The organism is Pseudomonas sp. Pme6b, assembly GCF_058129925.1.
In genome coordinates, this window is record NZ_CM176704.1 from 5,731,469 (window position 1) to 5,752,561 (window position 21,093).

Annotated in this window: 16 protein-coding genes and 1 pseudogene; 4 read left to right on the forward strand and 13 right to left on the reverse strand. The window is 57.5% G+C overall.

Annotation, left to right across the window (positions count from 1 at the left end; translation table 11 throughout):
* Positions 1–86 precede the first annotated feature (86 nt).
* On the forward strand, positions 87–2,474 hold the full coding sequence (locus AC4ANE_RS26105; protein ID WP_005733634.1) for a penicillin acylase family protein: 2,388 nt from the start codon (positions 87–89) through the stop codon (positions 2,472–2,474).
* Between the two features lie 320 nt (positions 2,475–2,794).
* Here the strand turns inward: AC4ANE_RS26105 and AC4ANE_RS26110 are convergent, their stop codons facing one another.
* The 7 genes from AC4ANE_RS26110 to AC4ANE_RS26140 form a co-directional block, all read right to left on the reverse strand.
* On the reverse strand, positions 2,795–3,676 hold the full coding sequence (locus AC4ANE_RS26110) for an ABC transporter permease subunit (RefSeq protein ID WP_002555761.1): 882 nt from the start codon (positions 3,674–3,676) through the stop codon (positions 2,795–2,797).
* Positions 3,673–4,593, reverse strand: a complete 921-nt coding sequence (locus AC4ANE_RS26115; protein WP_002555762.1) for an ABC transporter permease subunit — start codon at positions 4,591–4,593, stop codon at positions 3,673–3,675. Before AC4ANE_RS26115 ends, AC4ANE_RS26110 begins: the two co-directional genes overlap by 4 nt.
* Positions 4,590–5,732, reverse strand: coding sequence for a polyamine ABC transporter ATP-binding protein (potA, locus tag AC4ANE_RS26120; protein ID WP_002555763.1), 1,143 nt, complete (start codon positions 5,730–5,732; stop codon positions 4,590–4,592). The genes AC4ANE_RS26115 and potA overlap by 4 nt, the downstream gene beginning before the upstream one ends.
* Positions 5,733–5,787: 55 nt before the next feature.
* The gene (locus AC4ANE_RS26125; protein WP_031595519.1) at positions 5,788–6,882 is read right to left on the reverse strand and encodes a polyamine ABC transporter substrate-binding protein; all 1,095 of its coding nucleotides are present in this window, start codon (positions 6,880–6,882) and stop codon (positions 5,788–5,790) included.
* 171 nt (positions 6,883–7,053) lie between these two features.
* On the reverse strand, positions 7,054–8,151 hold the full coding sequence (locus AC4ANE_RS26130) for a polyamine ABC transporter substrate-binding protein (RefSeq protein ID WP_002555765.1): 1,098 nt from the start codon (positions 8,149–8,151) through the stop codon (positions 7,054–7,056).
* Between the two features lie 141 nt (positions 8,152–8,292).
* Entirely contained in the window at positions 8,293–9,657 is a 1,365-nt protein-coding gene (locus AC4ANE_RS26135; protein ID WP_002555766.1) for an aspartate aminotransferase family protein, read from the reverse strand.
* Positions 9,658–9,725: 68 nt separating this feature from the next.
* On the reverse strand, positions 9,726–11,084 hold the full coding sequence (locus tag AC4ANE_RS26140; RefSeq protein WP_460408608.1) for a glutamine synthetase family protein: 1,359 nt from the start codon (positions 11,082–11,084) through the stop codon (positions 9,726–9,728).
* Positions 11,085–11,677: 593 nt separating this feature from the next.
* Here AC4ANE_RS26140 and AC4ANE_RS26145 point away from each other — a divergent pair.
* Both AC4ANE_RS26145 and AC4ANE_RS26150 read left to right on the forward strand, forming a co-directional pair.
* Positions 11,678–13,054, forward strand: coding sequence for a glutamine synthetase family protein (locus AC4ANE_RS26145; RefSeq protein WP_002555768.1), 1,377 nt, complete (start codon positions 11,678–11,680; stop codon positions 13,052–13,054).
* A 218-nt stretch (positions 13,055–13,272) separates the two neighbouring features.
* Positions 13,273–13,905: a TetR/AcrR family transcriptional regulator gene (locus AC4ANE_RS26150; RefSeq protein ID WP_002555769.1), complete on the forward strand. Its 633-nt coding sequence runs from the start codon at positions 13,273–13,275 to the stop codon at positions 13,903–13,905.
* 369 nt (positions 13,906–14,274) lie between these two features.
* On the opposite strand, the gene AC4ANE_RS26155 is transcribed toward AC4ANE_RS26150, so the two are convergent.
* The 6 genes from AC4ANE_RS26155 to AC4ANE_RS26180 all read right to left on the reverse strand — a co-directional run bounded on the left by AC4ANE_RS26155 (position 14,275) and on the right by AC4ANE_RS26180 (position 20,076).
* Complete coding sequence (locus AC4ANE_RS26155) at positions 14,275–14,490, reverse strand: TOBE domain-containing protein (protein WP_002555770.1); 216 nt, start codon at positions 14,488–14,490, stop codon at positions 14,275–14,277.
* 26 nt (positions 14,491–14,516) lie between these two features.
* Positions 14,517–15,329, reverse strand: a complete 813-nt coding sequence (ssuB, locus tag AC4ANE_RS26160) for an aliphatic sulfonates ABC transporter ATP-binding protein (protein WP_002555771.1) — start codon at positions 15,327–15,329, stop codon at positions 14,517–14,519.
* Positions 15,326–16,123, reverse strand: coding sequence for an aliphatic sulfonate ABC transporter permease SsuC (gene ssuC / locus AC4ANE_RS26165; RefSeq protein WP_002555772.1), 798 nt, complete (start codon positions 16,121–16,123; stop codon positions 15,326–15,328). Before ssuC ends, ssuB begins: the two co-directional genes overlap by 4 nt.
* A 28-nt stretch (positions 16,124–16,151) precedes the next feature.
* Entirely contained in the window at positions 16,152–17,117 is a 966-nt protein-coding gene (locus AC4ANE_RS26170; RefSeq protein WP_002555773.1) for a sulfonate ABC transporter substrate-binding protein, read from the reverse strand.
* Between the two features lie 786 nt (positions 17,118–17,903).
* A complete protein-coding gene (locus AC4ANE_RS26175) occupies positions 17,904–18,542 on the reverse strand; it encodes a peroxiredoxin (protein WP_031595515.1) in 639 nt (212 codons plus the stop codon).
* A gap of 169 nt (positions 18,543–18,711) precedes the next feature.
* The gene (locus tag AC4ANE_RS26180) at positions 18,712–20,076 is read right to left on the reverse strand and encodes an OprD family porin (RefSeq protein WP_005733626.1); all 1,365 of its coding nucleotides are present in this window, start codon (positions 20,074–20,076) and stop codon (positions 18,712–18,714) included.
* Positions 20,077–20,895: 819 nt separating this feature from the next.
* On the opposite strand from AC4ANE_RS26180, the pseudogene AC4ANE_RS26185 reads away from it, so the two are divergent.
* Positions 20,896–21,024: pseudogene (locus tag AC4ANE_RS26185) on the forward strand (taurine ABC transporter permease); the annotation flags it as partial.
* Positions 21,025–21,093 lie beyond the last annotated feature (69 nt).

Below are 21,093 nucleotides of genomic sequence, written 5' to 3' on the forward strand. Positions count from 1 at the left end.
ACGGGCTCTTGTGTCGGGTTTCATCGAATCAACCGCGTCACAACGATAGTCTTAATTCCCGCCTACGCCATTTACAGAGAAACCGGATGAAACGCAGCCTCTTCATTCTAGCCATCATCTTCGCCCTGCTTGCGGGTGGCGCGGGCTGGTACGTAAATAGCAAACTGCCGGTACGTGACGGCGAGATCGCCATGAGCCGTCTTCAGGCCCCCGTCACCCTGCGCTACGACGAGCGTGGCGTGCCGCACATCCGCGCCGAGAGCGAAGCCGACCTTTACCGCGCGCTCGGCTATGCCCATGCTCAGGACCGGCTGTTCCAGATGGAAATGCTGCGGCGTCTGGCGCGTGGCGAACTGGCGGAGATACTCGGGCCGAACCTGGTCGAGACCGACAAACTGTTTCGCACACTGCGTATTCGCGAGCATGCCGACGCGTATGTTGCACGCCAGGACAAGAACACCCCGACCTGGAAAGCGCTGGAAGCCTACATCGACGGCGTCAATCAGTATCAGGACACCCACGCACGACCGATGGAGTTCGACGCGCTGGGTATTCCCAAGCGGCGCTTCACTACCGAAGACACCGTGAGCATCGGTGGCTATCTGGCGTACAGCTTTGCGGCAGCATTCAGAACCGAACCATTGCTGACGTATGTGCGCGATCAACTGGGCCCGCAGTATTTGAAAGTGTTTGATCTGGACTGGCATCCGGACGGCATGCTCGGTTCTAAACCGGCATTGGCCAGCGCCGACTGGAAAGGCCTGGCGCAGTTGGCCCAGCTGAGCCACAAAGCGCTGGAAGGCGCAGGTCTGCCGCAGTTCGAGGGCAGCAATGCCTGGGTGATTTCCGGCAGCCGTACGCAAAGCGGCAAACCGATACTGGCGGGCGACCCGCACATCCGTTTCTCGGTGCCTTCGGTATGGTACGAAGCACAGCTTTCTGCGCCGGGTTTTGAGCTGTACGGACACTTTCCGGGGCTCAATCCGTTCGCGTTTCTGGGCCACAACATGGATTTCGGCTGGAGCCTGACCATGTTCCAGAACGATGACGTGGACCTGATCGCCGAGAAGACCAATCCTGATAACCCCAATCAGGTCTGGTATCACGGGCAATGGGTGGACATGAAGCGTACCGAGCAGCAGATCACCGTCAAGGGCCAGGCCCCGGTCACACTGACGCTGCTCGAATCGCCGCACGGACCGATCGTCAACAATGTGATGGGCAAGAACGCCGGCCAGACGCCAATCGCGATGTGGTGGTCATTTCTGGTGTCCGCCAACCCGGTGCTGGATGGTTTCTACGAGGCCAACCGCGCCGACACGTTGGATAAAATGCGCAGCGCCGCCGAGAAGATTCAGTCGCCGGGCCTCAATATCGTCTGGGCCAACGCCAAAGGCGATATCGGCTGGTGGGCGGCGGCGCAACTGCCGATTCGTCCGCAAGGCGTCAACCCGAGCTTCATTCTGGACGGCAGCACGGCACAGGCCGATAAGCTCGGCTTTTACCCGTTCAGCGCCAACCCGCACGAAGAAAACCCGGCGCGTGGCTACATCGTGTCCGCCAACTTCCAGCCGCTGTCGCCGACCGGCATGCAGATTCCGGGTTACTACAACCCGGCCGAGCGCGGTCAGGAGCTGAACCGGCAACTGAGCGACTCCACCATCAAGTGGGACCTGGCCGCCAGCAAGGCGCTGCAACTGGGCACGCAGACCGATTACGCACCGAGCATTCTCAAACCGCTGATTCCGGTACTGCGCAGCGTTGTCAGCGACCCGGACGAAATCGCCCTCGTGGAGCGGCTGGCCAGCTGGAAAGGCGATTACCCCGTTGACTCGGTGGGTGCCACACTGTTCAACCAGTTCCTGTTCGACCTGACGGAAGAAACATTCCACGACGAACTGGGCGATACGATGTTCGAAACGCTGCTGTCGACCCGCGTACTGGACGCCGCCCTGCCGCGTCTGGCCGCCGATGCCGATTCGCCGTGGTGGAACAATCGCAATTCACCCCATGAAGAAAGCCGCGCCAATACCGTCAAGGTAGCCTGGCGAGCCAGCGTGTCGCACTTGCGGTCGCTGTATGGCACCAACCCGGATGAATGGGTGTGGGGCAAGGCACACACCCTTACTCAGGGTCACCCGATGGGGTCGCAAAAGCCGCTGGACATGATCTTCAACGTTGGCCCGTATGCAGCGCCGGGCACCCATGAAGTGCCGAACAACCTGTCATCCAGCATCCGCCCTGCCCCGTGGCCCGTCGGCTACGGCCCTTCGACCCGCCGCCTCATCGACTTCGCCGACCCGGCGCACAGCCTGGGGATAAATCCGGTGGGACAAAGCGGCGTGCCGTTCGACAAGCATTATTCGGATCAGGCCAAGGCGTTTGTGAGTGGCGAGTACGTGCCACAGCGCTTCAGCGAGAAAGACGTGGCAGAGCATACAGAAGGGGTTTTACGGTTAGTGCCGGGGGAATAGCCGAGCCCGGAAATGAGGCTTCTCGTGGGAGCGAGCTTGCTCGCGAACTGTCGGGAACCGACAGTGAAACCTTCACGCACGGTACATCAGGCACAACCGGGTTTGACTACCGTGCCAATGCTCCGCGTTGGCATGCCTTTCGTGACGCTCCGCGTCACAAGTCTGCGTAGCACCGCGCTATCAAGATCGGACGCAGAGCGTCCAGAGCTGCGCTCCCACGCTGGAGCGTGGGAGCGATAAACCGAGATAGCTAGTTGCTGCCGGTACCCGGCAGTTCGCGAGCAAGCTCGCTCCCACGCCCTCCGGGCACGATCAGGTCTTCACGCAGCCGGAGCACGCCTCGGATCAGGCTGCTTCCAGGCGTCTGCCGCGCTTTCCTCGATAGCCTGCTGGATCGCACGCTTGCGGTTGTTTTCGGCGCGGCGGGTGAAGAACCAGACCAGAAAGGTTGCCAGTGACACGGCCAGCAGGATCAGGCTCGCCACGGCGTTGATTTCAGGCTTCACGCCCAGACGCACGGCAGAGAACACTTCCATCGGCAAGGTCGTCGAGCCGGGCCCGGAGACGAAGCTGGCGAGCACCAGGTCGTCCAGCGACAGTGCAAACGACATCATGCCGCCGGCTGCCAGCGACGGCGCGATCATCGGGATGGTGATCAGCAAGAACACCTTCCACGGACGCGCGCCCAGATCCATCGCCGCTTCTTCAATCGACAGGTCCAGCTCACGCAGCCGCGCCGATACCACAACTGCCACGTAGGCCGCGCAGAACGTCGTGTGCGCGATCCAGATGGTCATGATGCCACGTTCCTGCGGCCAGCCGATCAATTGCGCCATGGCCACGAATAGCAGCAACAGCGACAGACCGGTGATCACTTCCGGCATGACCAGGGGAGCTGTAACCAGCCCGCCAAAGAACGTGCGGCCCTTGAAGCGGCTGATGCGGGTCAGCACAAACGCAGCCATCGTTCCCAGTGCCACCGCAGCAACGGCGGTGTAGCAGGCGATTTCCAGCGAGCGCATCACCGAGCCCATCAGCTGCGAGTTGTCCAGCAGGCCGACGTACCACTTCACCGACCAGCCGCCCCAGACCGTCACCAGTTGCGAGGCGTTGAACGAGTAGATGACCAGAATCACCATCGGCGTATAGATAAACAGCAAACCCAGAACCAGCATCAGGTTCGAGAATCGAAAGCGGTTCATGCCTTGCCCTCCAGTTCTTTGGCCTGACTGCGGTTGAACAGGATGATAGGCACGATCAGCACCAGCAGCATGATGACTGCCAGCGCCGAAGCCACCGGCCAGTCACGGTTGCTGAAGAATTCCTGCCACAGCACGCGGCCGATCATCAGTGTTTCCGGGCCACCCAGCAGTTCGGGAATCACGAACTCGCCGACCACCGGGATGAATACCAGCATGCAGCCGGCGATCACACCGTTCTTGGACAGCGGTACGGTGATTTTCCAGAAACTGTTGAAGGTGCTCGAACCCAGGTCGGACGCGGCTTCCAGCAGGCTGGTGTCGTGCTTCACAAGGTTGGCGTACAGCGGCAGGATCATGAACGGCAGGTAGGAGTAGACCACGCCGATGTACACCGCCAGGTTGGTGTTGAGGATCTGCAACGGTGAGTCGATAAGGCCCAGCCACATCAGGAAGGCATTGAGCAGCCCGTTGTTGCTGAGAATGCCCATCCAGGCATAGACGCGGATCAGGATCGCGGTCCAGGTCGGCATCATGATCAGCAGCAACAGCACGGTTTGCAGGTCTTTACGGGCGCTGGCAATGGCATAAGCCATCGGATAGCCGATCAGCAGGCACAGCAACGTGCTGATGAAGGCCATTTTCAGCGAGCCCAGATAGGCCGAAACGTACAGGTCATCGCCACTGAGCAAGGTGTAGTTGGCGAAGTTGAGGACCATCTGCAGCTTTTCGTCGGCGTAGCTGAAGATCTCGGTGTATGGCGGGATCGCGACGTCGGCTTCGGCGAAGCTGATCTTGAGCACGATCAAAAACGGCAAGGCAAAGAACAGAAACAGCCAGAGGAACGGCACGCCGATGACCATCTGCCGCCCGTTGGGCTTTATGCGCTCGAACGCGCGCTTGATCTTGCGGATTTTCATGAGCGCAGTACCACGCCGCTGTCGTCTTCCCACCACACGTAGACTTCATCGCCCCAGGTAGGCCGTGCGCCCTGACGCTCGGCGTTGGCGACGAACGATTGCACCAGCTTGCCGCCCGGCAGCTCGACGTAGAACACCGAATGACCGCCCAGATAGGCGATGTCGTGGACCTTGCCGCGCGACCAGTTGTATTCGAAGCCTGGCTGCTCGGTAGTGATCAGCAGCTTCTCAGGGCGCAGGGCGTAGGTGATGTGCTTGTCTTCCACCGACGTACTGACGCCGTGGCCGACATAGATATTGCGCTCCAGCTCAGGACTGCGGATCAGCGCGTGTGCCTCCATGTCTTCGATCACGTCACCTTCGAACAGGTTGACGCTGCCGATGAATTCGCAGACCAGACGGCTGGTCGGGGTTTCGTAGATATCGATCGGGCTGCCGATCTGCGCGATCCAGCCCAAGTGCATGATTGCGATGCGCTCGGCCATGGTCATGGCCTCTTCCTGATCGTGAGTCACCATTACACAAGTCACGCCGACGCGCTCGATGATCTCTACCAGTTCCAGTTGCATCTGCGAACGCAGTTTCTTGTCCAGCGCGCCCATCGGCTCGTCGAGCAGCAACAGCTTGGGCTTTTTGGCCAGCGAACGGGCCAGGGCCACACGCTGACGCTGACCGCCGGACAGCTGATGCGGCTTGCGCTTGGCGTACTGGGTCATCTGCACCAGCTTGAGCATCTCCGCCACGCGGGCTTCGATTTCCGGCTTGGCCAGCTTGTCCTGCTTCAGGCCGAAGGCGATGTTGTCCGCCACGGTCATGTGCGGGAACAGCGCGTAGGACTGGAACATCATGTTGATCGGACGTTCATACGGCGGCATGTCGGTAATGTCGACACCATCTAGGTAGATGCGGCCCTCGGTCGGGCGCTCGAAACCGGCCAGCATGCGCAGCAGTGTGGACTTTCCGGAACCGGAGCCGCCAAGCAGGGCGAAGATCTCACCCTTGTTGATTTGCAGCGACACGTCGTCCACCGCAATCGTCTCGTCGAACTTCTTCGTGACCCGATCAATCTTGACCAGCACCTCTTTGGGTTGCTGACCGCCTTCGAGGGCTTTCTTGTAGGCGCCGGAGGCAACTGCCATGGGTGAAACTCCCAACAGGTAGGCAACCCGGCCAATACGGCCGGGTGCTGGATTTTTATTTGCCCGACTTGACCTTGGTCCAGCTGCGGGTCATCAGACGTTGCACATTGAGGGGCAACTCGCTGTTCACGAACAGGCGGTCCAGCACTTCCTGAGGCGGGTAAACCGCTGCATCGGTGCGGATTTTCTGGTCCATGAACTCGCCGGAGGCGGGATTGGGGTTGGCGTAGCCGACTTCATCGCTGACCTGGGCGATCACCTTGGGGTCAAGCATGTAATTGATGAAGGCGCTGGCGGCCTTGATGTTTTTCGAGTCTGCCGGAATGGCCAGCATATCGAACCACAGGTTGCCGCCCTCCTTCGGGATGCTGTAAGCGAGCTTCACGCCTTTGCCTGCCTCTTCTGCGCGCGCCTTGGCCTGGAACACATCGCCCGAAAAACCGGCTGCAACACAGATGTCGCCATTGGCCAGATCAGTGATGTATTTGGAGGAGTGGAAATAGGTTACGTAGGGACGAATCGCCATGAGTTTGGCTTCGGCCTTCTTGTAGTCCGCTTCCTTGGTGCTGTTGGGGTCCAGCCCCATGTAGTTGAGCACCGCTGGCAACATTTCATCGGCGGAATCAAGAAACGCTACGCCACAGCTGGACAGCTTCTTGATGTTCTCAGGCTCGAACAGCACCGCCCAGGAGTCGATCTTGTCGACACCCAGCACTGCCTTGACCTTTTCGACGTTGTAACCGATGCCGTTGGTACCCCACAGGTATGGCACTGCGTACTGGTTACCCGGATCGTTCTTCTCCAGGCGCTTGAGCAGCGCCGGGTCGAGGTTCTTGTAATTGGGCAGCAGCGACTTGTCGAGTTTCTGGAACGCGCCAGCCTTGATCTGCTTACCGAGGAAGTGATTGGACGGCACCACCACGTCATAGCCGGTGCGTCCGGCCAACAGCTTGGCCTCAAGGGTTTCGTTGGAGTCGAACACGTCGTACATCGGCTTGATGCCAGTCGCGGCTTCGAAGTCCGCCCGTGTGGTCTTGCCGATGTAATCGGACCAGTTATAAATATGCACGGTGGATTCAGCCTGAGCACTGATCGACAGTGTCAGCCCGGCAGCCGCCAGCAAGGCTTTGGAAAAAATAGAAATAGACAAAGAATGAGTCCTTTTAACAGAGGGGCCTGAGCGCCGGAGGGCGTCCGGAAAACAAAACCGGCGCGCAACTTACCGTCTATGCGTCCAACCAGCAAAGGTTTAGGCAATATTCCTGTCTGTTGGAGGCTGCGCAGCCAAGGCTACGCAGCATCCACAGGTTTGATGACAGGCTTATTTACCTGACTTTATCTTGGTCCAGCTGCGGGTCATGATCCGCTGCGTGGCAACAGGCAAGTCCGCGATTGCATACAGCTTGGCCTGTACGTCGGCAGGCGGATAAACGCCAGGGTCACTGGTGATTTCCTTGTCGACCAGTGCCGTCGCTGCCGCGTTACCATTCGGGAAGCGCACTGCGTTGGTGATTTCAGCCATGATTTCGGGCTTCATCAGGAAGGTCATGAACTTGTAGGCACCTTCAACGTTTTCGGCATTCTTGGGAATGGCGACCATGTCGTAGAAGCTGCCGGCACCTTCTTTGGGAATGTTGTAAGCAACTTTTACCTTGCCACCGGCTTCGGCAGCGCGGGATTTGGCCTGGTAGATATCACCCGAATAGCCGACTGCGACGCAGATGTTGCCATTGGCCAGGTCCGAGATGTACTTGGACGAGTGGAAATAGCCAATCGATGGACGAATCTTCATGAACAGCGCTTCAGCTTCGGCGAGCTGCTTCTTGTCCTGAGAATCGGTCGGGTAGCCCAGGTAATGCAAGGCTATCGGCAGCATTTCGGTCGGCGAATCGAGGAAGCTGATGCCGCACGACTTCAGCTTGGCTGCGTTCTCCGGCTTGAACAGCAGGTCCCAGGAATTGACCGGCGCATCGGCGCCCAGCGCAGCCTTGACCTTGTCCGGGTTGATGCCGATACCGATCGAACCCCACATGTACGGGAATGCGTGCTTGTTGTCCGGGTCGCTGACCGACACGGCCTTGAGCAGCGATTCGTTGAGGTTCTTCCAGTTCGGCAGCTTGGACTTGTCCAGCTCCTGATAAACGCCGGCCTTGATTTGCTTGGCCAGGAAGTTGTTGGACGGCACGACGATGTCATAGCCGGATTTGCCAGCAAGCAATTTGGCTTCAAGCGTCTCGTTGCTGTCGAAAACGTCGTAGACCACCTTGATGCCCGATTCTTTCTCGAATTTGGCAACGGTGTCCGGCGCGATGTAATCGGACCAGTTATAGACGTGCAGCACTTTGTCATCGGCCTGCGCAGCAGTGGCCACAACGCCCATCAGGGACAGCGCGAGAAGGGTCTTGCCAAATTTTTTCATGCGTAGCTCCAATGTATTTTTATCACTGACCGTCAGTTAGCGGCGTGTAGCCATTAGTCTGGCAACTTCCTGGGCAGGCTTTCAAGCCGAAGCCCCTCAAACAATGCACATTGCGCTTGAATCGACGCTTTTTTTGCGTTTTCAGCCCTGCAACACCGCCAGCGTCAGATCCAGGCATTTGCGAGCCTTTTCCACCAGTTCGTCGATTTCCGCAAAACTGATCACCAGTGGCGGCGCAATGATCATCGTGTCGCCCACGGCCCGCATGATCAGGCCATTATCGAAGCAGAAGGTTCGACAGATCATCCCGGCGCCCTTGTCGGTGTAGCGCTCGCGAGTGACCTTGTCCTTCACCAGTTCGATGGCCCCCAGCAGCCCGACGCCACGGACCTCGCCCACCAGCGGATGATCGCTCAACTCACGCAAACGCTTTTGCAAATACGGTGCCGTTTCCGACTTGACTCGTTCGACGATCTTTTCTTCGCGCAGGATACGTATGTTCTCCAGCGCAACGGCTGCCGCCACCGGATGCCCGGAGTAGGTAAAGCCATGATTGAAATCACCGCCCTCGTTGAGCACCGCAACGATTTCATCGCGCACGATCAGGCCGCCCATCGGTACATAACCGGAGGTCAGGCCTTTGGCGATGGTCATCATGTCCGGCTTGAGGCCGTAGAAATCGCTACCGAACCACTCACTGGTACGCCCGAAACCACAAATCACCTCATCGGCGGCGAACAGGATGTCGTAGCGGGAAAGGATTTCCTTGATCTTCGGCCAGTAGGAATCGGGCGGGACGATCACACCGCCAGCGCCCTGGATCGGCTCGGCAATGAACGCACCGACGTTCTCGACGCCCAGTTCGAGAATTTTCTTTTCCAGTTGCTCGGCAGCCCAGATACCGAACTCGTCCTGCGTCATGTCGCCGCCTTCGCCGAACCAGTATGGCTGCGGAATGTGCACCACCCCCGGAATCGGCAAGTCGCCCTGCTCGTGCATGTACGTCATGCCTCCCAGGCTGGCACCGGCGACGGTGGAGCCGTGGTAGCCATTGACGCGGCTGATGATGGTTTTCTTGTTCGGCTGGCCTTTGAGAGCCCAGTAATGACGAACCATGCGTAGCATCGTGTCATTGCCTTCAGAGCCAGAACCGGTGAAGAACACATGGTTCATGCCCTGCGGTGCAATCTCGGAAATGGCCTTGGCCAACTCCAGCACGGGCGGGTGGGCGGTCTGGAAAAACAGGTTGTAGTACGGCAGCTCGCGCATTTGTTTGCTGGCTGCGTCGGCCAGTTCTTCGCGGCCATAACCGATGGCCACACACCACAGGCCGGACATGCCATCGAGGATCTTGTGGCCCTCGCTGTCCCACAGATAAACGCCTTCGGCACGGGTGATGATGCGCGGGCCTTTCTCTTTCAATTGTTTGTAGTCGCTGAACGGTGCCAGGTGATGCTCGCTGCTCAGGGCCTGCCATTCGAGGGTTTGCGGGTTATTGGCACTCATGCAGCACTTCCTTTGATCAGGTCAGTTAGCAGAGCGCCGCGCATCAATCGCAGCGGCGCTCTGCGTGATCAGACGGCGAAAAGCAGGAATTCCCGCTCCCACGAGCTGATCACGCGCTTGAAGTTTTCATGCTCGGCGCGCTTGACCGCGACGTAACCGATGATGAATTTCTTGCCCAGGTATTTTTCGATGGTCTTGCTGTTTTCCATGCGCTCCAGCGCGTCTTCGATGGTCAACGGCAGACGCAGATTACGCCGCTCGTAACCCCGCCCGACCACCGGTGCGCTCGGGTTGATGCCTTCGACCATGCCGATGAAGCCGCACAGCAGACTGGCGGCGATGGCCAGATAGGGGTTGGCATCGGCACCTGGCAGACGGTTTTCCACGCGACGGTTCTGCGGCACAGCGTCCGGCACGCGCAGGCCGACGGTACGGTTCTCTTCGCCCCACTCGACGTTCACCGGTGCCGAGGTGTCGGGCAGAAAGCGGCGGAACGAGTTGACGTTGGGGGCGAACAGCGGCAATAGCTCGGGGATGAACTTCTGCAGACCACCAACGTGGTTCAGAAACAGCTCGCTCATGGTCACGTCTTCGTTGGAGAAGATATTCTTGCCGGTCTCGATGTCGATGATGCTCTGGTGCAAGTGCATGGCACTGCCTGGCTCGCCGGTCATCGGCTTGGCCATGAAGGTCGCCGCGACGTCGTGCTTGAGGGCGGCTTCGCGCATGGTGCGCTTGAACACCAGAATCTGGTCGGCCAGCGACAGGGCATCACCGTGACGGAAGTTGATTTCCATCTGCGCCGTGCCGTCTTCGTGGATCAGCGTGTCCAGATCCAGGTTCTGCAGTTCGCACCAGTCATAGACGTCTTCGAACAGCGGATCGAATTCGTTGGCCGCTTCGATCGAGAACGACTGACGGCCGGTTTCCGGTCGCCCGGAGCGCCCGATCGGTGGCTGTAGCGGATAGTCCGGGTCGTCGCTACGCTTGGTCAGGTAGAACTCCATCTCCGGCGCCACGATTGGCTGCCAGCCCTGATCGGCGTAAAGCTTGAGGACCTTCTTCAACACGTTGCGCGGCGACAGCTCGATGGGGTTGCCCTGCTTGTCGTAGGTGTCGTGAATCACCTGCGCAGTGGGCTCGACTGCCCAGGGCACCAGATACACCGCGTTCTGGTCGGGACGGCAGATCATGTCGATGTCTGCCGGGTCCAGCAGCTCGTAGTAAATATCGTCTTCTACGTAGTCGCCAGTCACCGTCTGCAACAGCACGCTTTCAGGCAGACGCATGCCTTTTTCAGCGATGAACTTGTTGGTCGGCGAGATCTTGCCGCGGGTGATGCCGGTAAGGTCGGACATCATGCATTCGACTTCGGTAATCTTGTGTTCTTTCAACCAATCGGTGAGCTGGTCGAGGTTGGTACTCATAAATACCTCAGGGTTTTATTGTCCTGATCGTGATCAGGCGTTCCAGACGCATAGGCGTCATGTTGTACAACTCGTTTCGGCAGACGCCGATTAGGGGTAAGGTGACAGCTGCGGGGCCGGATTTCCAGACGGCCGCGGTCACACTGACGAAGCCGTTATAGTGGTAATGTCCAGCATTGAGAGTAGAGCAGACTGGCTTCGATAGCCGTTCAGGGGTGTCGCAAAGTGTGGCAACCCACCACGAGCACCGATATCACAGGCATGATGAGCGCTGTACGGACTTGATAGTCGCGTGTCGACCAGGGAAAGGTGAAGCATAGGACCCCCGCTATTGTTGCTCTACTGGGTTGCGATCGAGCTTAGCCTCGTTCATTTTTTTATACAACAACCCGTTAAAAATAGAAGACAGGCCGCTTTAGCTCGTATTTAACAACGGTCAGAAACGGAATAAAACGCCCTAAATAGCGGCAAAAAAGGCCATATGGCGCAGTTTTAGGGCAAAAAAGGCTCTATTGACTTCATCATGGCTTTCGGATTGACTGAGATCCGCAATCATTGATGATTGATATTTTTAACAACAAAGGTGTTGCATCATGTCGGTACCCCCGCGTGCCGTTCAGCTTAACGAAGCGAACGCGTTCCTTAAGGAACATCCTGAGGTTCTGTACGTTGACCTTCTGATTGCAGATATGAATGGTGTGGTGCGTGGCAAACGCATCGAACGCACCAGCCTCCATAAGGTTTATGAGAAAGGCATCAACCTGCCGGCCTCTTTATTTGCTCTGGATATCAATGGCTCCACGGTGGAAAGCACCGGCCTGGGCCTGGATATCGGTGATGCTGACCGAATCTGTTATCCCATCCCTGACACCCTGTGCAACGAACCATGGCAAAAGCGCCCTACCGCGCAGTTGCTGATGACCATGCACGAACTCGAAGGCGACCCGTTTTTCGCCGACCCGCGTGAAGTATTGCGCCAGGTCGTCGCCAAGTTCGACGAAATGGGCCTGACCATCTGCGCCGCATTCGAGCTGGAGTTCTACTTGATCGATCAGGAGAACGTGAACGGTCGCCCGCAACCGCCCCGCTCGCCGATCTCCGGCAAACGCCCGCATTCGACACAGGTCTACCTGATCGATGACCTCGACGAGTACGTCGACTGCCTTCAGGACATCCTTGAAGGTGCGAAGGAGCAAGGCATTCCTGCCGACGCAATCGTCAAGGAAAGCGCCCCGGCACAGTTCGAAGTCAACCTGCACCACGTTGCCGATGCCATCAAGGCGTGCGATTACGCCGTGCTGCTCAAACGCCTGATCAAGAACATCGCCTACGATCACGAGATGGACACGACCTTCATGGCCAAGCCCTATCCGGGTCAGGCGGGTAATGGTCTGCACGTCCACATCTCGATTCTGGATCGCGATGGCAAGAATATCTTCACCAGCGAGGATCCCGAGCAGAACGCCGCATTGCGTCACGCTATCGGCGGTGTGCTCGAGACCCTGCCGGCACAGATGGCGTTCCTGTGCCCGAACGTCAACTCGTACCGTCGGTTCGGTGCTCAGTTCTACGTGCCCAACTCGCCGACCTGGGGTCTGGACAACCGTACGGTCGCCGTTCGCGTACCGACCGGCACCGCCGACGCGGTACGTATCGAACACCGCGTTGCCGGTGCCGATGCCAACCCGTATCTGGTGATGGCTTCGGTCCTGGCGGGCGTGCACCACGGCCTGGTCAATAAGGTCGAACCTGGCGCGCCGGTAGAAGGCAACTCCTACGAGCAGCATGAACAAAGCCTGCCGAACAACCTGCGCGACGCACTGCGCGAGCTGGACGACAACACGGTCATGGCCAAGTACATCGACCCGAAATACATCGACATTTTTGTCGCCTGTAAAGAGAGCGAGCTGGAAGAGTTCGAACACTCCATCTCCGACCTCGAGTACAACTGGTACCTGCACACAGTCTGATTGAGGCTGAGCAACATAAACGCCGCAAAGCCTTGAGCTTTGCGGCGTTTTTGTTTGCGCCCGGAGCACCTCTCGCGCCGCATAATCAGGAGAGGACGCGGAGCGTCCAGAACTGCGCTACCACGCGGAGCGTGGGAGCGATAATCGTTTGGCGACGACAGAGATTCATCCAGTCAGAATCCCTTACAATGCCGTCAGCCCAACCACGAGCCACGCCCATGACACGCGCCGCCACGCCCCGCAAACCTCAAGCACGCAGCCAGGCCAGGATCGATTCGATTCTCGACGCCGCGCGCACGCTGCTCGCCGAGCAAGGGGTGGCCAGCCTGTCGATCTACAGCGTGGCTGAACGCGCAGGTATTCCGCCCTCATCGGTGTATCACTTCTTCGCCAGCGTTCCGGCGCTGCTTGAAGCGCTGACCGCCGATATTCACGCGGCTTTCCGCGCCTCACTGCAAGCGCCTATCGATCACGACCAGCTCACCACTTGGCGCGACCTGTCGCGTATCGTCGAACTGCGCATGCTGGCCATCTACAACGCCGACGCCGCCGCCCGCCAATTGATCCTTGCCCAGCACGGCCTGACCGAAATCAACCAGGCAGACCGCCAGCACGACATAGAGCTGGGGCATTTGATGCTTGGGGTCTTTGACCGCCACTTCCAGCTGCCTGCGCTGCCGGATGACGTGGACGTATTTGCGCTGGCGATGGAACTGGGGGATCGGGTGTATGCGCGATCAGTGCAATTGCATGACGAGATCACACCGCGCATGGCTGAGGAAGGGATGCGGGTGTTTGATGCTTATTTGGGGTTGTATTTGCCGGTATTTTTGGGGAAGCGAGTTATTTAAAGCTCACTATTCACGGATATTCTTCACCGTTCCAGGATAAGGCGTAAAACGTTCGCTATATTCTTTAGCTCGTTTGCTCGCCCAGGCGCTCAGAGCGTTGTACTTCTCAATTTTAAAAGCACTGGCTCCTTTAAACGACCCATCGTTGCGAGCGCTTTCGCTGAAACTGCTAACTCTATTATCAACTCGGGCCTAATCGGAAGATGCCCCGAAGGATCCCGAACCCGACCGGATCTCCACCAACCTATGCATACGCATTCAGCCTACTCTCACCAACCGGGCTCAAACTGCCTTCCTCGCAAAACTGCCAGGTAAAAAAGTAAAAACCCCGGAGGGTCAGAACCGTCCGGGGTGTTTTTTACCCACTGTTTACAGCTTGGCGATGGAAACTTCTGTCGACTTCACGAAGGCAATTACTTCGCTGCCGACGACCAGTTCCAGCTCTTTTACCGAGCGGGTGGTGATGACCGAGGTCACAACGCCGGAAGCGGTCTGTACGTCGATTTCCGACAGTACGTCGCCGTGGACGATTTCCTTGATGGTGCCTTTGAACTGGTTGCGAACGTTGATGGCTTTGATAGTCATGGCATGTCTTCCTTTGGGGATCAGGGTTAATTTGCCCAGCGCAATTGCGTGGGCAGTGGCGAAAACGGTTCCGGGTCAGGTGGCGAGCCGGGGATGGCCAATACTCGGTTGAGCACTTCGGCTTCCAGCGCAGCAAGGCGGTGCGAGCCGCGAGCACGTGGCCGTGGCAGGTCGACTAGAAGGTCGAGGCCGATCTGGCCTTCTTCGATCAGGATCACGCGGTCGGCGATGGCGACTGCCTCGCTGACATCGTGAGTAACCAGCAGTACCGTGAAGCCGTATTGGCCCCACAGTTTTTCAATCAGTTGCTGCATTTCGATGCGGGTCAAAGCGTCCAGCGCGCCCAACGGCTCGTCGAGTAACAGCAGGCGCGGCTTGTGAATCAGCGCACGCGCCAGAGCAACACGCTGCTTCTGGCCACCGGACAATGCCGCTGGCCACTCGTTGGCGCGTTCGGCAAGGCCGACGGCTTCGAGCGCTTCGAGTGCTTGCGCACGCCAGTCGCCGCTCAGGCCAAGGCCGACGTTGTCGATGATCTTCTTCCAGGGCAGCAACCGCGCCTCCTGGAACATCAAACGCGTATCTTCGCGAGCGTCGTCCAGTGGTGCAGAACCTGCAAGCAATTGACCCTCGGTTGGCTTGTCGAGACCGGCAAGCAGGCGCAGCAAGGTACTTTTACCGCAGCCACTACGGCCGACGATGGCGACGAACTGACCGGCCGGAATATGCAGGTCGATGTCCTTGAGCACTTCGCGAGTGCCGAACGCTTTTTTCAGGTTACGTACTGCCAGCGGAATACCGCGCAGCAAATGTGGAGGCTGCTGTTTCAGACTGGTCATGCGGCACCGCCTTTGCTCACTTGATAGGCCGGGTGCCAGCGCAGGCACACACGTTCAAGGCCTCGCGCCGCCAGATCGGCCAGTTTGCCGAGGACGGCGTACAACACAATGGCCTGTACCACGATGTCGGTTTGCAGGAATTCCCGTGCATTCATCGCCAGATAACCGATGCCGGAGCTGGCAGAAATGGTTTCTGCCACAATCAGCGTCAGCCACATGAAGCCCAGCGCAAAGCGCACACCGACCAGAATCGAAGGCATGGCACCTGGCAGGATCACATGCCGGAACAGGCTGAAACCTGACAGGCCATAGCTGCGGGACATTTCTACCAGCGCCGGATCGATGTTGCGGATGCCGTGGTAGGTGTTCAGATAAATCGGGAACAGGGTGCCCAGCGCGACAAGAAATATCTTCGCTGTCTCATCAATGCCGAACCACAGAATGACCAGCGGAATCAGCGCCAGGTGCGGCACATTACGGATCATCTGCACTGAGCTGTCCAGCAGGCGCTCGCCCCATTTGCTCAGGCCGGTGATAAAGCCCAGAGCCAGACCGATGCCGCCGCCAATGGCGAATCCGATCCCGGCGCGCCAGCCGCTGATCGCCAGATGCGTCCAGATTTCGCCACTCGCAACCAGATTGATACCCGCCTCAATGACTGCGCTGGGTGCAGGAAGAATGCGTGTGGATAGCCATCCGGCGCTGACCGACAGCTGCCAGACGGCCAACAACAGGACTGGAAGTGCCCAGGGCGCCAGTCGGTGAATGATGCGTTGCGAAGCACTGAGGCTCATGGAGTTGTCTCCTCGAAGGGCCTGACGATCACTGTGCTTGAGCAACAGCAGCAGGGGGTGTCCAGACCACATCAGCAATGCTGAGCGGCTTCGGAATCAGTTTGAGCTGGTAGAAGGTGTCAGCAATTTTCTGCTGCGCCGCTACAACCGGCGGAGTAATGAACAGCGCACCGTAGCCCTGGCGTTTTACCGAGGTCAGGGTGATGTCGGCGGGCAGCCCCAGCAACGGCGCAACCTGTTTGGTCACTTCGTCAGGGTGAGCCTTGGACCATTCGCCCACTGCACGAACTTCTTCGATCAAGGCTTGAATCACCTTCGGATTCTTTTGCGCGTAAGGCTTGGTCGCCAGATAGAACTGGTGGTTGTCGACGATGCCGGTGCCGTCTTTCAAGGTCCGCGCCTGCAATTGCTTTTCAGCTGCGGCCTGGTAAGGGTCCCAGATGACCCAGGCATCCACGCTGCCGCGCTCGAAAGCGGCACGCGCATCGGCCGGAGGCAGGAAGACGGTCTGGATATCGGTGTATTTCAGGCCGGCATCTTCCAGTGCCTTGACCAGCAGATAATGGACGTTCGAGCCTTTATTGAGGACGACTTTCTTGCCCTTCAGGTCTTTGACCGAGGTGATCGGGGAGTCTTTGGGTACCAGGATGGCTTCACTGGTCGGCGCTGGCGGCTCGTAAGCCACGTACAGCAGATCCGCGCCTGCTGCCTGAGCGAAAACAGGCGGCGTTTCACCGGTCACGCCGAAATCAATCGAGCCCACGTTCAGACCTTCAAGCAACTGCGGACCGCCCGGAAATTCGGTCCACTGAACCTTTACGCCCTGCTCGGCCAGGCGCTTCTCCAGCGAACCCTTGGCCTTGAGCAGCACCAGCGTGCCGTATTTCTGATAACCGATGCGCAGATCTTCCGCCTGGGCCTGGGTGACCGCGCCAAGCGCGACCGCAGCAGCAAACAGAGCGACAAGGCCTCGACGCAAAATGACAGTGCGCATATGCGCTCCTTTAGCGGTTGTTGGGTAGTGCCTGCTCAGTCAGTCACAGACGAACAAGGCGGGAATAGGGACGACATTAACAGCACTTTTTTATATCTATAAATCTTATTTATTCATTTAGTTATTCCATAAATGAATATAAAGGGCAGTACTATTTTTCAACTATCGTGCGGCGTACTACGGCGGCATGCCGTTCTGGACCCTCTGCGTCCGATCTTGAGTATGCGGCGTGGCGCATATCCATGACGCGGAGCGTCACGACAGGCATTCCCACGCTGGAGCGTGAGGAACGATGATCTCAACTATCGTGCGACGCTCTGCGTCCGATCTTGAACAGGCGGCGGGGCGAAGATCGGTGACGCGGAGCGTTACTCGCGGCATTCGTACGCTGGAGCGTGAGGAACGATGATCTCGACTATCGTGCGACGCTCTGCGTCCGATCTTGAACAGGCGGCGGGGCGAAGATCGGTGACGCGGAGCGTTACTCGCGGCATTCGTACGCTGGAGCGTGAGGAACGATGATCTCGACTATCGTGCGACGCTCTGCGTCCGATCTTGAACAGGCGGCGGGGCGAAGATCGGTGACGCGGAGCGTTACTCGCGGCATTCGTACGCTGGAGCGTGAGGAACGATGATCTCGACTATCGTGCGACGCTCCGCGTCGCATGCCGTTCTGGACGCTCTGCGTCCGCGCTTGATCGAGCAACGCAGTCGGCGGCTATGAGGGAGGAATAAAAAAGGGCCGATGAATCGGCCCGAATAACCCCACGCTTGGTAGATCGAAAATTAGCGGTTTGGCTGAGGTGTCAGGCGCAGATAAGGCGTGACGGCCTTGTAGCCCTTGGGAAAGCGTTCTTTGATCTCGGCTTCGTCCTTGATCGACGGCACAATCACTACATCATCGCCGTCCACCCAGTTGGCGGGCGTGGCAACCTTGTAGTTGTCGGTCAATTGCAGAGAGTCGATAACGCGCAGAACCTCGTGGAAATTACGCCCGGTGCTCGCCGGATAAGTAATCTTCAGGCGCACTTTCTTGTTCGGGTCGATCACGAACAGCGAACGCACAGTCAGTGTGTCGCTGGCATTGGGATGAATAAGGTCATACAGATCGGAGACCTTGCGGTCGGCATCGGCCAGAATCGGGAAGTTAACCTGGGTGTTTTGCGTAGTGTTGATATCGTCGATCCACTTGATGTGCGAGTCAACCGGGTCTACCGACAGCGCAATGGCTTTTACACCGCGCTTGGCAAACTCGTCTTTCAATTTGGCGGTGAAGCCCAACTCTGTGGTGCAGACAGGCGTGAAGTCTGCCGGATGAGAAAACAACACCCCCCAGCTGTTGCCGAGCCATTCATGGAAACGGATACGACCTTCGCTGGATTCCTGCTCGAAGTCAGGGGCGATGTCGCCAAGTCGCAGTGTCATGGTGTTGCTCCTTGTCTGTATCGGGTAGGCCTTGGTATGACGTTACTGTGCGCCCTGCTGAGAAAAGTTAAAAAGAATAAATAATGTGATTGATAGACCTGCCAGGAATATCAAAAAACAGGCAAAAGAAACCCCGCACCAGGCGGGGTTTCCTTGAACCTCAATACACTTACATGAAGTTGTAGGTGTAGTTGAAGATCAGACGGGTTTGATCGGTGTTGGTCGAGTTGTTCAGATCACCATCGGCACGGTAGGTACCGTGACGCAAGGTAGTGCCGAAGCCTTTCAACGGACCGCTCTGAATCACGTAGTCAACACGCATGTCAGTTTCCCACTCGGAGTAACTGTTATTGCGAGTGGCCGCAGTATTGCCGCGGATGTCGTCAGCATTCAGATAAGCGATTGCTGCTTTCAGGCCTGGAACGCCGACTTTGGCGAAGTCATACGAGTACTGACCGAACGTGGTGTTCTCACCCGCGCGGTTGAAGCCGTTGATCATCGAGTCAGTGAACAGGTAGAAGCTCGAACCGCCGTTGCCTTCAAGGCTCGAACGTGTGGTGCCGTCTTTAGTGACGCTACCCTGACCCAGGAAAACCATACCGCCGTTGTCGCCCACTTGTTGATGACCAACCATCAACGCATGGCCACCCAACGAGTAGGTGAACATGGCGGACCAGGTGGAGTTATCCACTTCGCCGGTGTTCTTGGCATAACCGTTGTTGTTGTTGAAACGGTAGCCGGTCGCCGCGTCGCTGTTTTTGCCGTCAGAGCTGCTGTTGAAATAACGCAGGTCAGTCTTGAAAGACTGGTTGTCGCTGATTGGGTAAACATGAACAAGACCCAGGAAGTGTTGCTTGTAGAAGTCTTCCAGGTTGGCGTAGTAGTACTGCAGGGTCAGGTCTTTGGTGACTTTCCAGTCAGCGCCAGCGAAACGGAAATGATCGCTGGTTTCGGAGGCACCTGCAACGGACAGGTCAGTCCAGTTACTTGAAGCACGGCCGATCGACTTGTTCAGCTGACCAGCAGTGAAAGTTACGGTGTCCAGATCCTTGGAGGTCAGGATGCCGCCTTGGAAAGCCTGAGGCAGAAGACGACCGTCGTTGCTGACCAGGATTGGCAGGTTAGGAGCCAGTGCATTACCGACTTTCAACTCGGTTTTCGAGAAGCGTACCTTGCCGTTGGCGCCCAGACGACTCCACTCGTTAACAGCAGAACCGTCGCTGTCGGTAGGCAGAACGCCGCCGTTCAAAGCGCCGGAGTGAGCGCCGCGACCGCCGTCAAGATGAACACCAACCAGGCCTTGCAGATCCAGACCGAAACCGACAGTGCCTTGAGTGAAGCCCGACAGGTAGTCGAATTTCAAGCCAGTGGCCGTCTCACGGCTGTTGTGGGTAGTGCCTTCGCGGTAATCGTTGTCAAAATACAGAGTACGAGAACTAACGGACGCTTTGCTGTCTTCAAGGAAACCAGCTGCACCGGCCTGCTGGGCCAATACACCGACTGTTACGGCCAAGGCCAGGGTGGACTTCTTCATTAACTACGCTCCTCGTGAATCTAATTTTTTATGTCTCCGGTGCCGGGCATTGCCCTGACCCAGAGATATTGCGAAAGGTGACAGTCCCGATCTGGAGATCAATGGATTCTGTACACCCCGACTTTTGACTAGACCGCGCATGTCGGTGGCCGTACGTTAGTGAAAATTCTTCATGCTCAAAAGAAACCGTTTTTCAGCTTCTAAGAACAATCAGGCATATGTCACAACTCGTGTCAGCCAGGACGTCACGGAGTGTATCGACCTAATCGGGTAATTCCCAAAATTTATTTCGGTACCGTTCGTCAGATCTTTTGGTTTTGTATCAGTGACCGGCCAAATCGCGACCAACCGGTCATAGTCCCCAACGGCAAAGCGCAATTTGCCTGCCAGTAAAAGCCTTGTAAAACGTGTACTTCAGAGAGATTAGTGATGAAATGTGACAATTGTCATCACCTTGACTGCCGACGCTCCACGGTCATGAAATATTTTCTAAAAACCGCTCCACACACCCTTTTTCAGCGTTTTTTACCGTCTGAAACATTCGCTCAACTGTAGTCCAGGTGAACAAAAAAGCAATTTTGGTGTCTGGCGCGTGACGTCCGAGCCGATTGGCAGATGCGTATCAGGTCCCTGATGTGCAGATGGGTTCTGCAGATGGCTCTAAAGACCCTTCATAAGCTAATTCCCAAAAGTTATTTATTTGCAGATTCTTAGATCACTTAGTCTCCTTATCCAGCCAGTCCTCGGCCCGTCCGATTCGGAGCTCCATCATGAAACTGCATTTTTCCCTGCGCTTGCTGACTGCGCTGTCGTTGACTGGCGCAGTTTCTGGTGACCGACGTTGTGGTGCTGGGGATTCTGGTGATCGCCGTGATCGCTTTTGCCATGGAGCTGGGCCTGCGCGCGCTGCAACGCAGGTTGGTGCCCTGGCATGGTCAGCAGCATTAATGCATCAGTATGGGTGTGTGCGTCGTTGCGGTGCGCAAATTGAGTGCATGCGCTGATACCGCATTGCGG

Bases quoted from the DNA above. Each gene is read 5' to 3' on its own strand.
- AC4ANE_RS26105 (WP_005733634.1), top strand. From the start codon at position 87: ATGAAACGCAGCCTCTTCATTCTAGCCATCATCTTCGCCCTGCTTGCG.
- AC4ANE_RS26110 (WP_002555761.1), bottom strand. From the start codon at position 3,676: ATGAACCGCTTTCGATTCTCGAACCTGATGCTGGTTCTGGGTTTGCTG.
- AC4ANE_RS26115 (WP_002555762.1), bottom strand. From the start codon at position 4,593: ATGAAAATCCGCAAGATCAAGCGCGCGTTCGAGCGCATAAAGCCCAAC.
- potA (WP_002555763.1), bottom strand. From the start codon at position 5,732: ATGGCAGTTGCCTCCGGCGCCTACAAGAAAGCCCTCGAAGGCGGTCAG.
- AC4ANE_RS26130 (WP_002555765.1), bottom strand. From the start codon at position 8,151: ATGAAAAAATTTGGCAAGACCCTTCTCGCGCTGTCCCTGATGGGCGTT.
- AC4ANE_RS26135 (WP_002555766.1), bottom strand. From the start codon at position 9,657: ATGAGTGCCAATAACCCGCAAACCCTCGAATGGCAGGCCCTGAGCAGC.
- AC4ANE_RS26140 (WP_460408608.1), bottom strand. From the start codon at position 11,084: ATGAGTACCAACCTCGACCAGCTCACCGATTGGTTGAAAGAACACAAG.
- AC4ANE_RS26145 (WP_002555768.1), top strand. From the start codon at position 11,678: ATGTCGGTACCCCCGCGTGCCGTTCAGCTTAACGAAGCGAACGCGTTC.
- AC4ANE_RS26150 (WP_002555769.1), top strand. From the start codon at position 13,273: ATGACACGCGCCGCCACGCCCCGCAAACCTCAAGCACGCAGCCAGGCC.
- AC4ANE_RS26155 (WP_002555770.1), bottom strand. From the start codon at position 14,490: ATGACTATCAAAGCCATCAACGTTCGCAACCAGTTCAAAGGCACCATC.
- ssuB (WP_002555771.1), bottom strand. From the start codon at position 15,329: ATGACCAGTCTGAAACAGCAGCCTCCACATTTGCTGCGCGGTATTCCG.
- ssuC (WP_002555772.1), bottom strand. From the start codon at position 16,123: ATGAGCCTCAGTGCTTCGCAACGCATCATTCACCGACTGGCGCCCTGG.
- AC4ANE_RS26170 (WP_002555773.1), bottom strand. From the start codon at position 17,117: ATGCGCACTGTCATTTTGCGTCGAGGCCTTGTCGCTCTGTTTGCTGCT.
- AC4ANE_RS26175 (WP_031595515.1), bottom strand. From the start codon at position 18,542: ATGACACTGCGACTTGGCGACATCGCCCCTGACTTCGAGCAGGAATCC.
- AC4ANE_RS26180 (WP_005733626.1), bottom strand. From the start codon at position 20,076: ATGAAGAAGTCCACCCTGGCCTTGGCCGTAACAGTCGGTGTATTGGCC.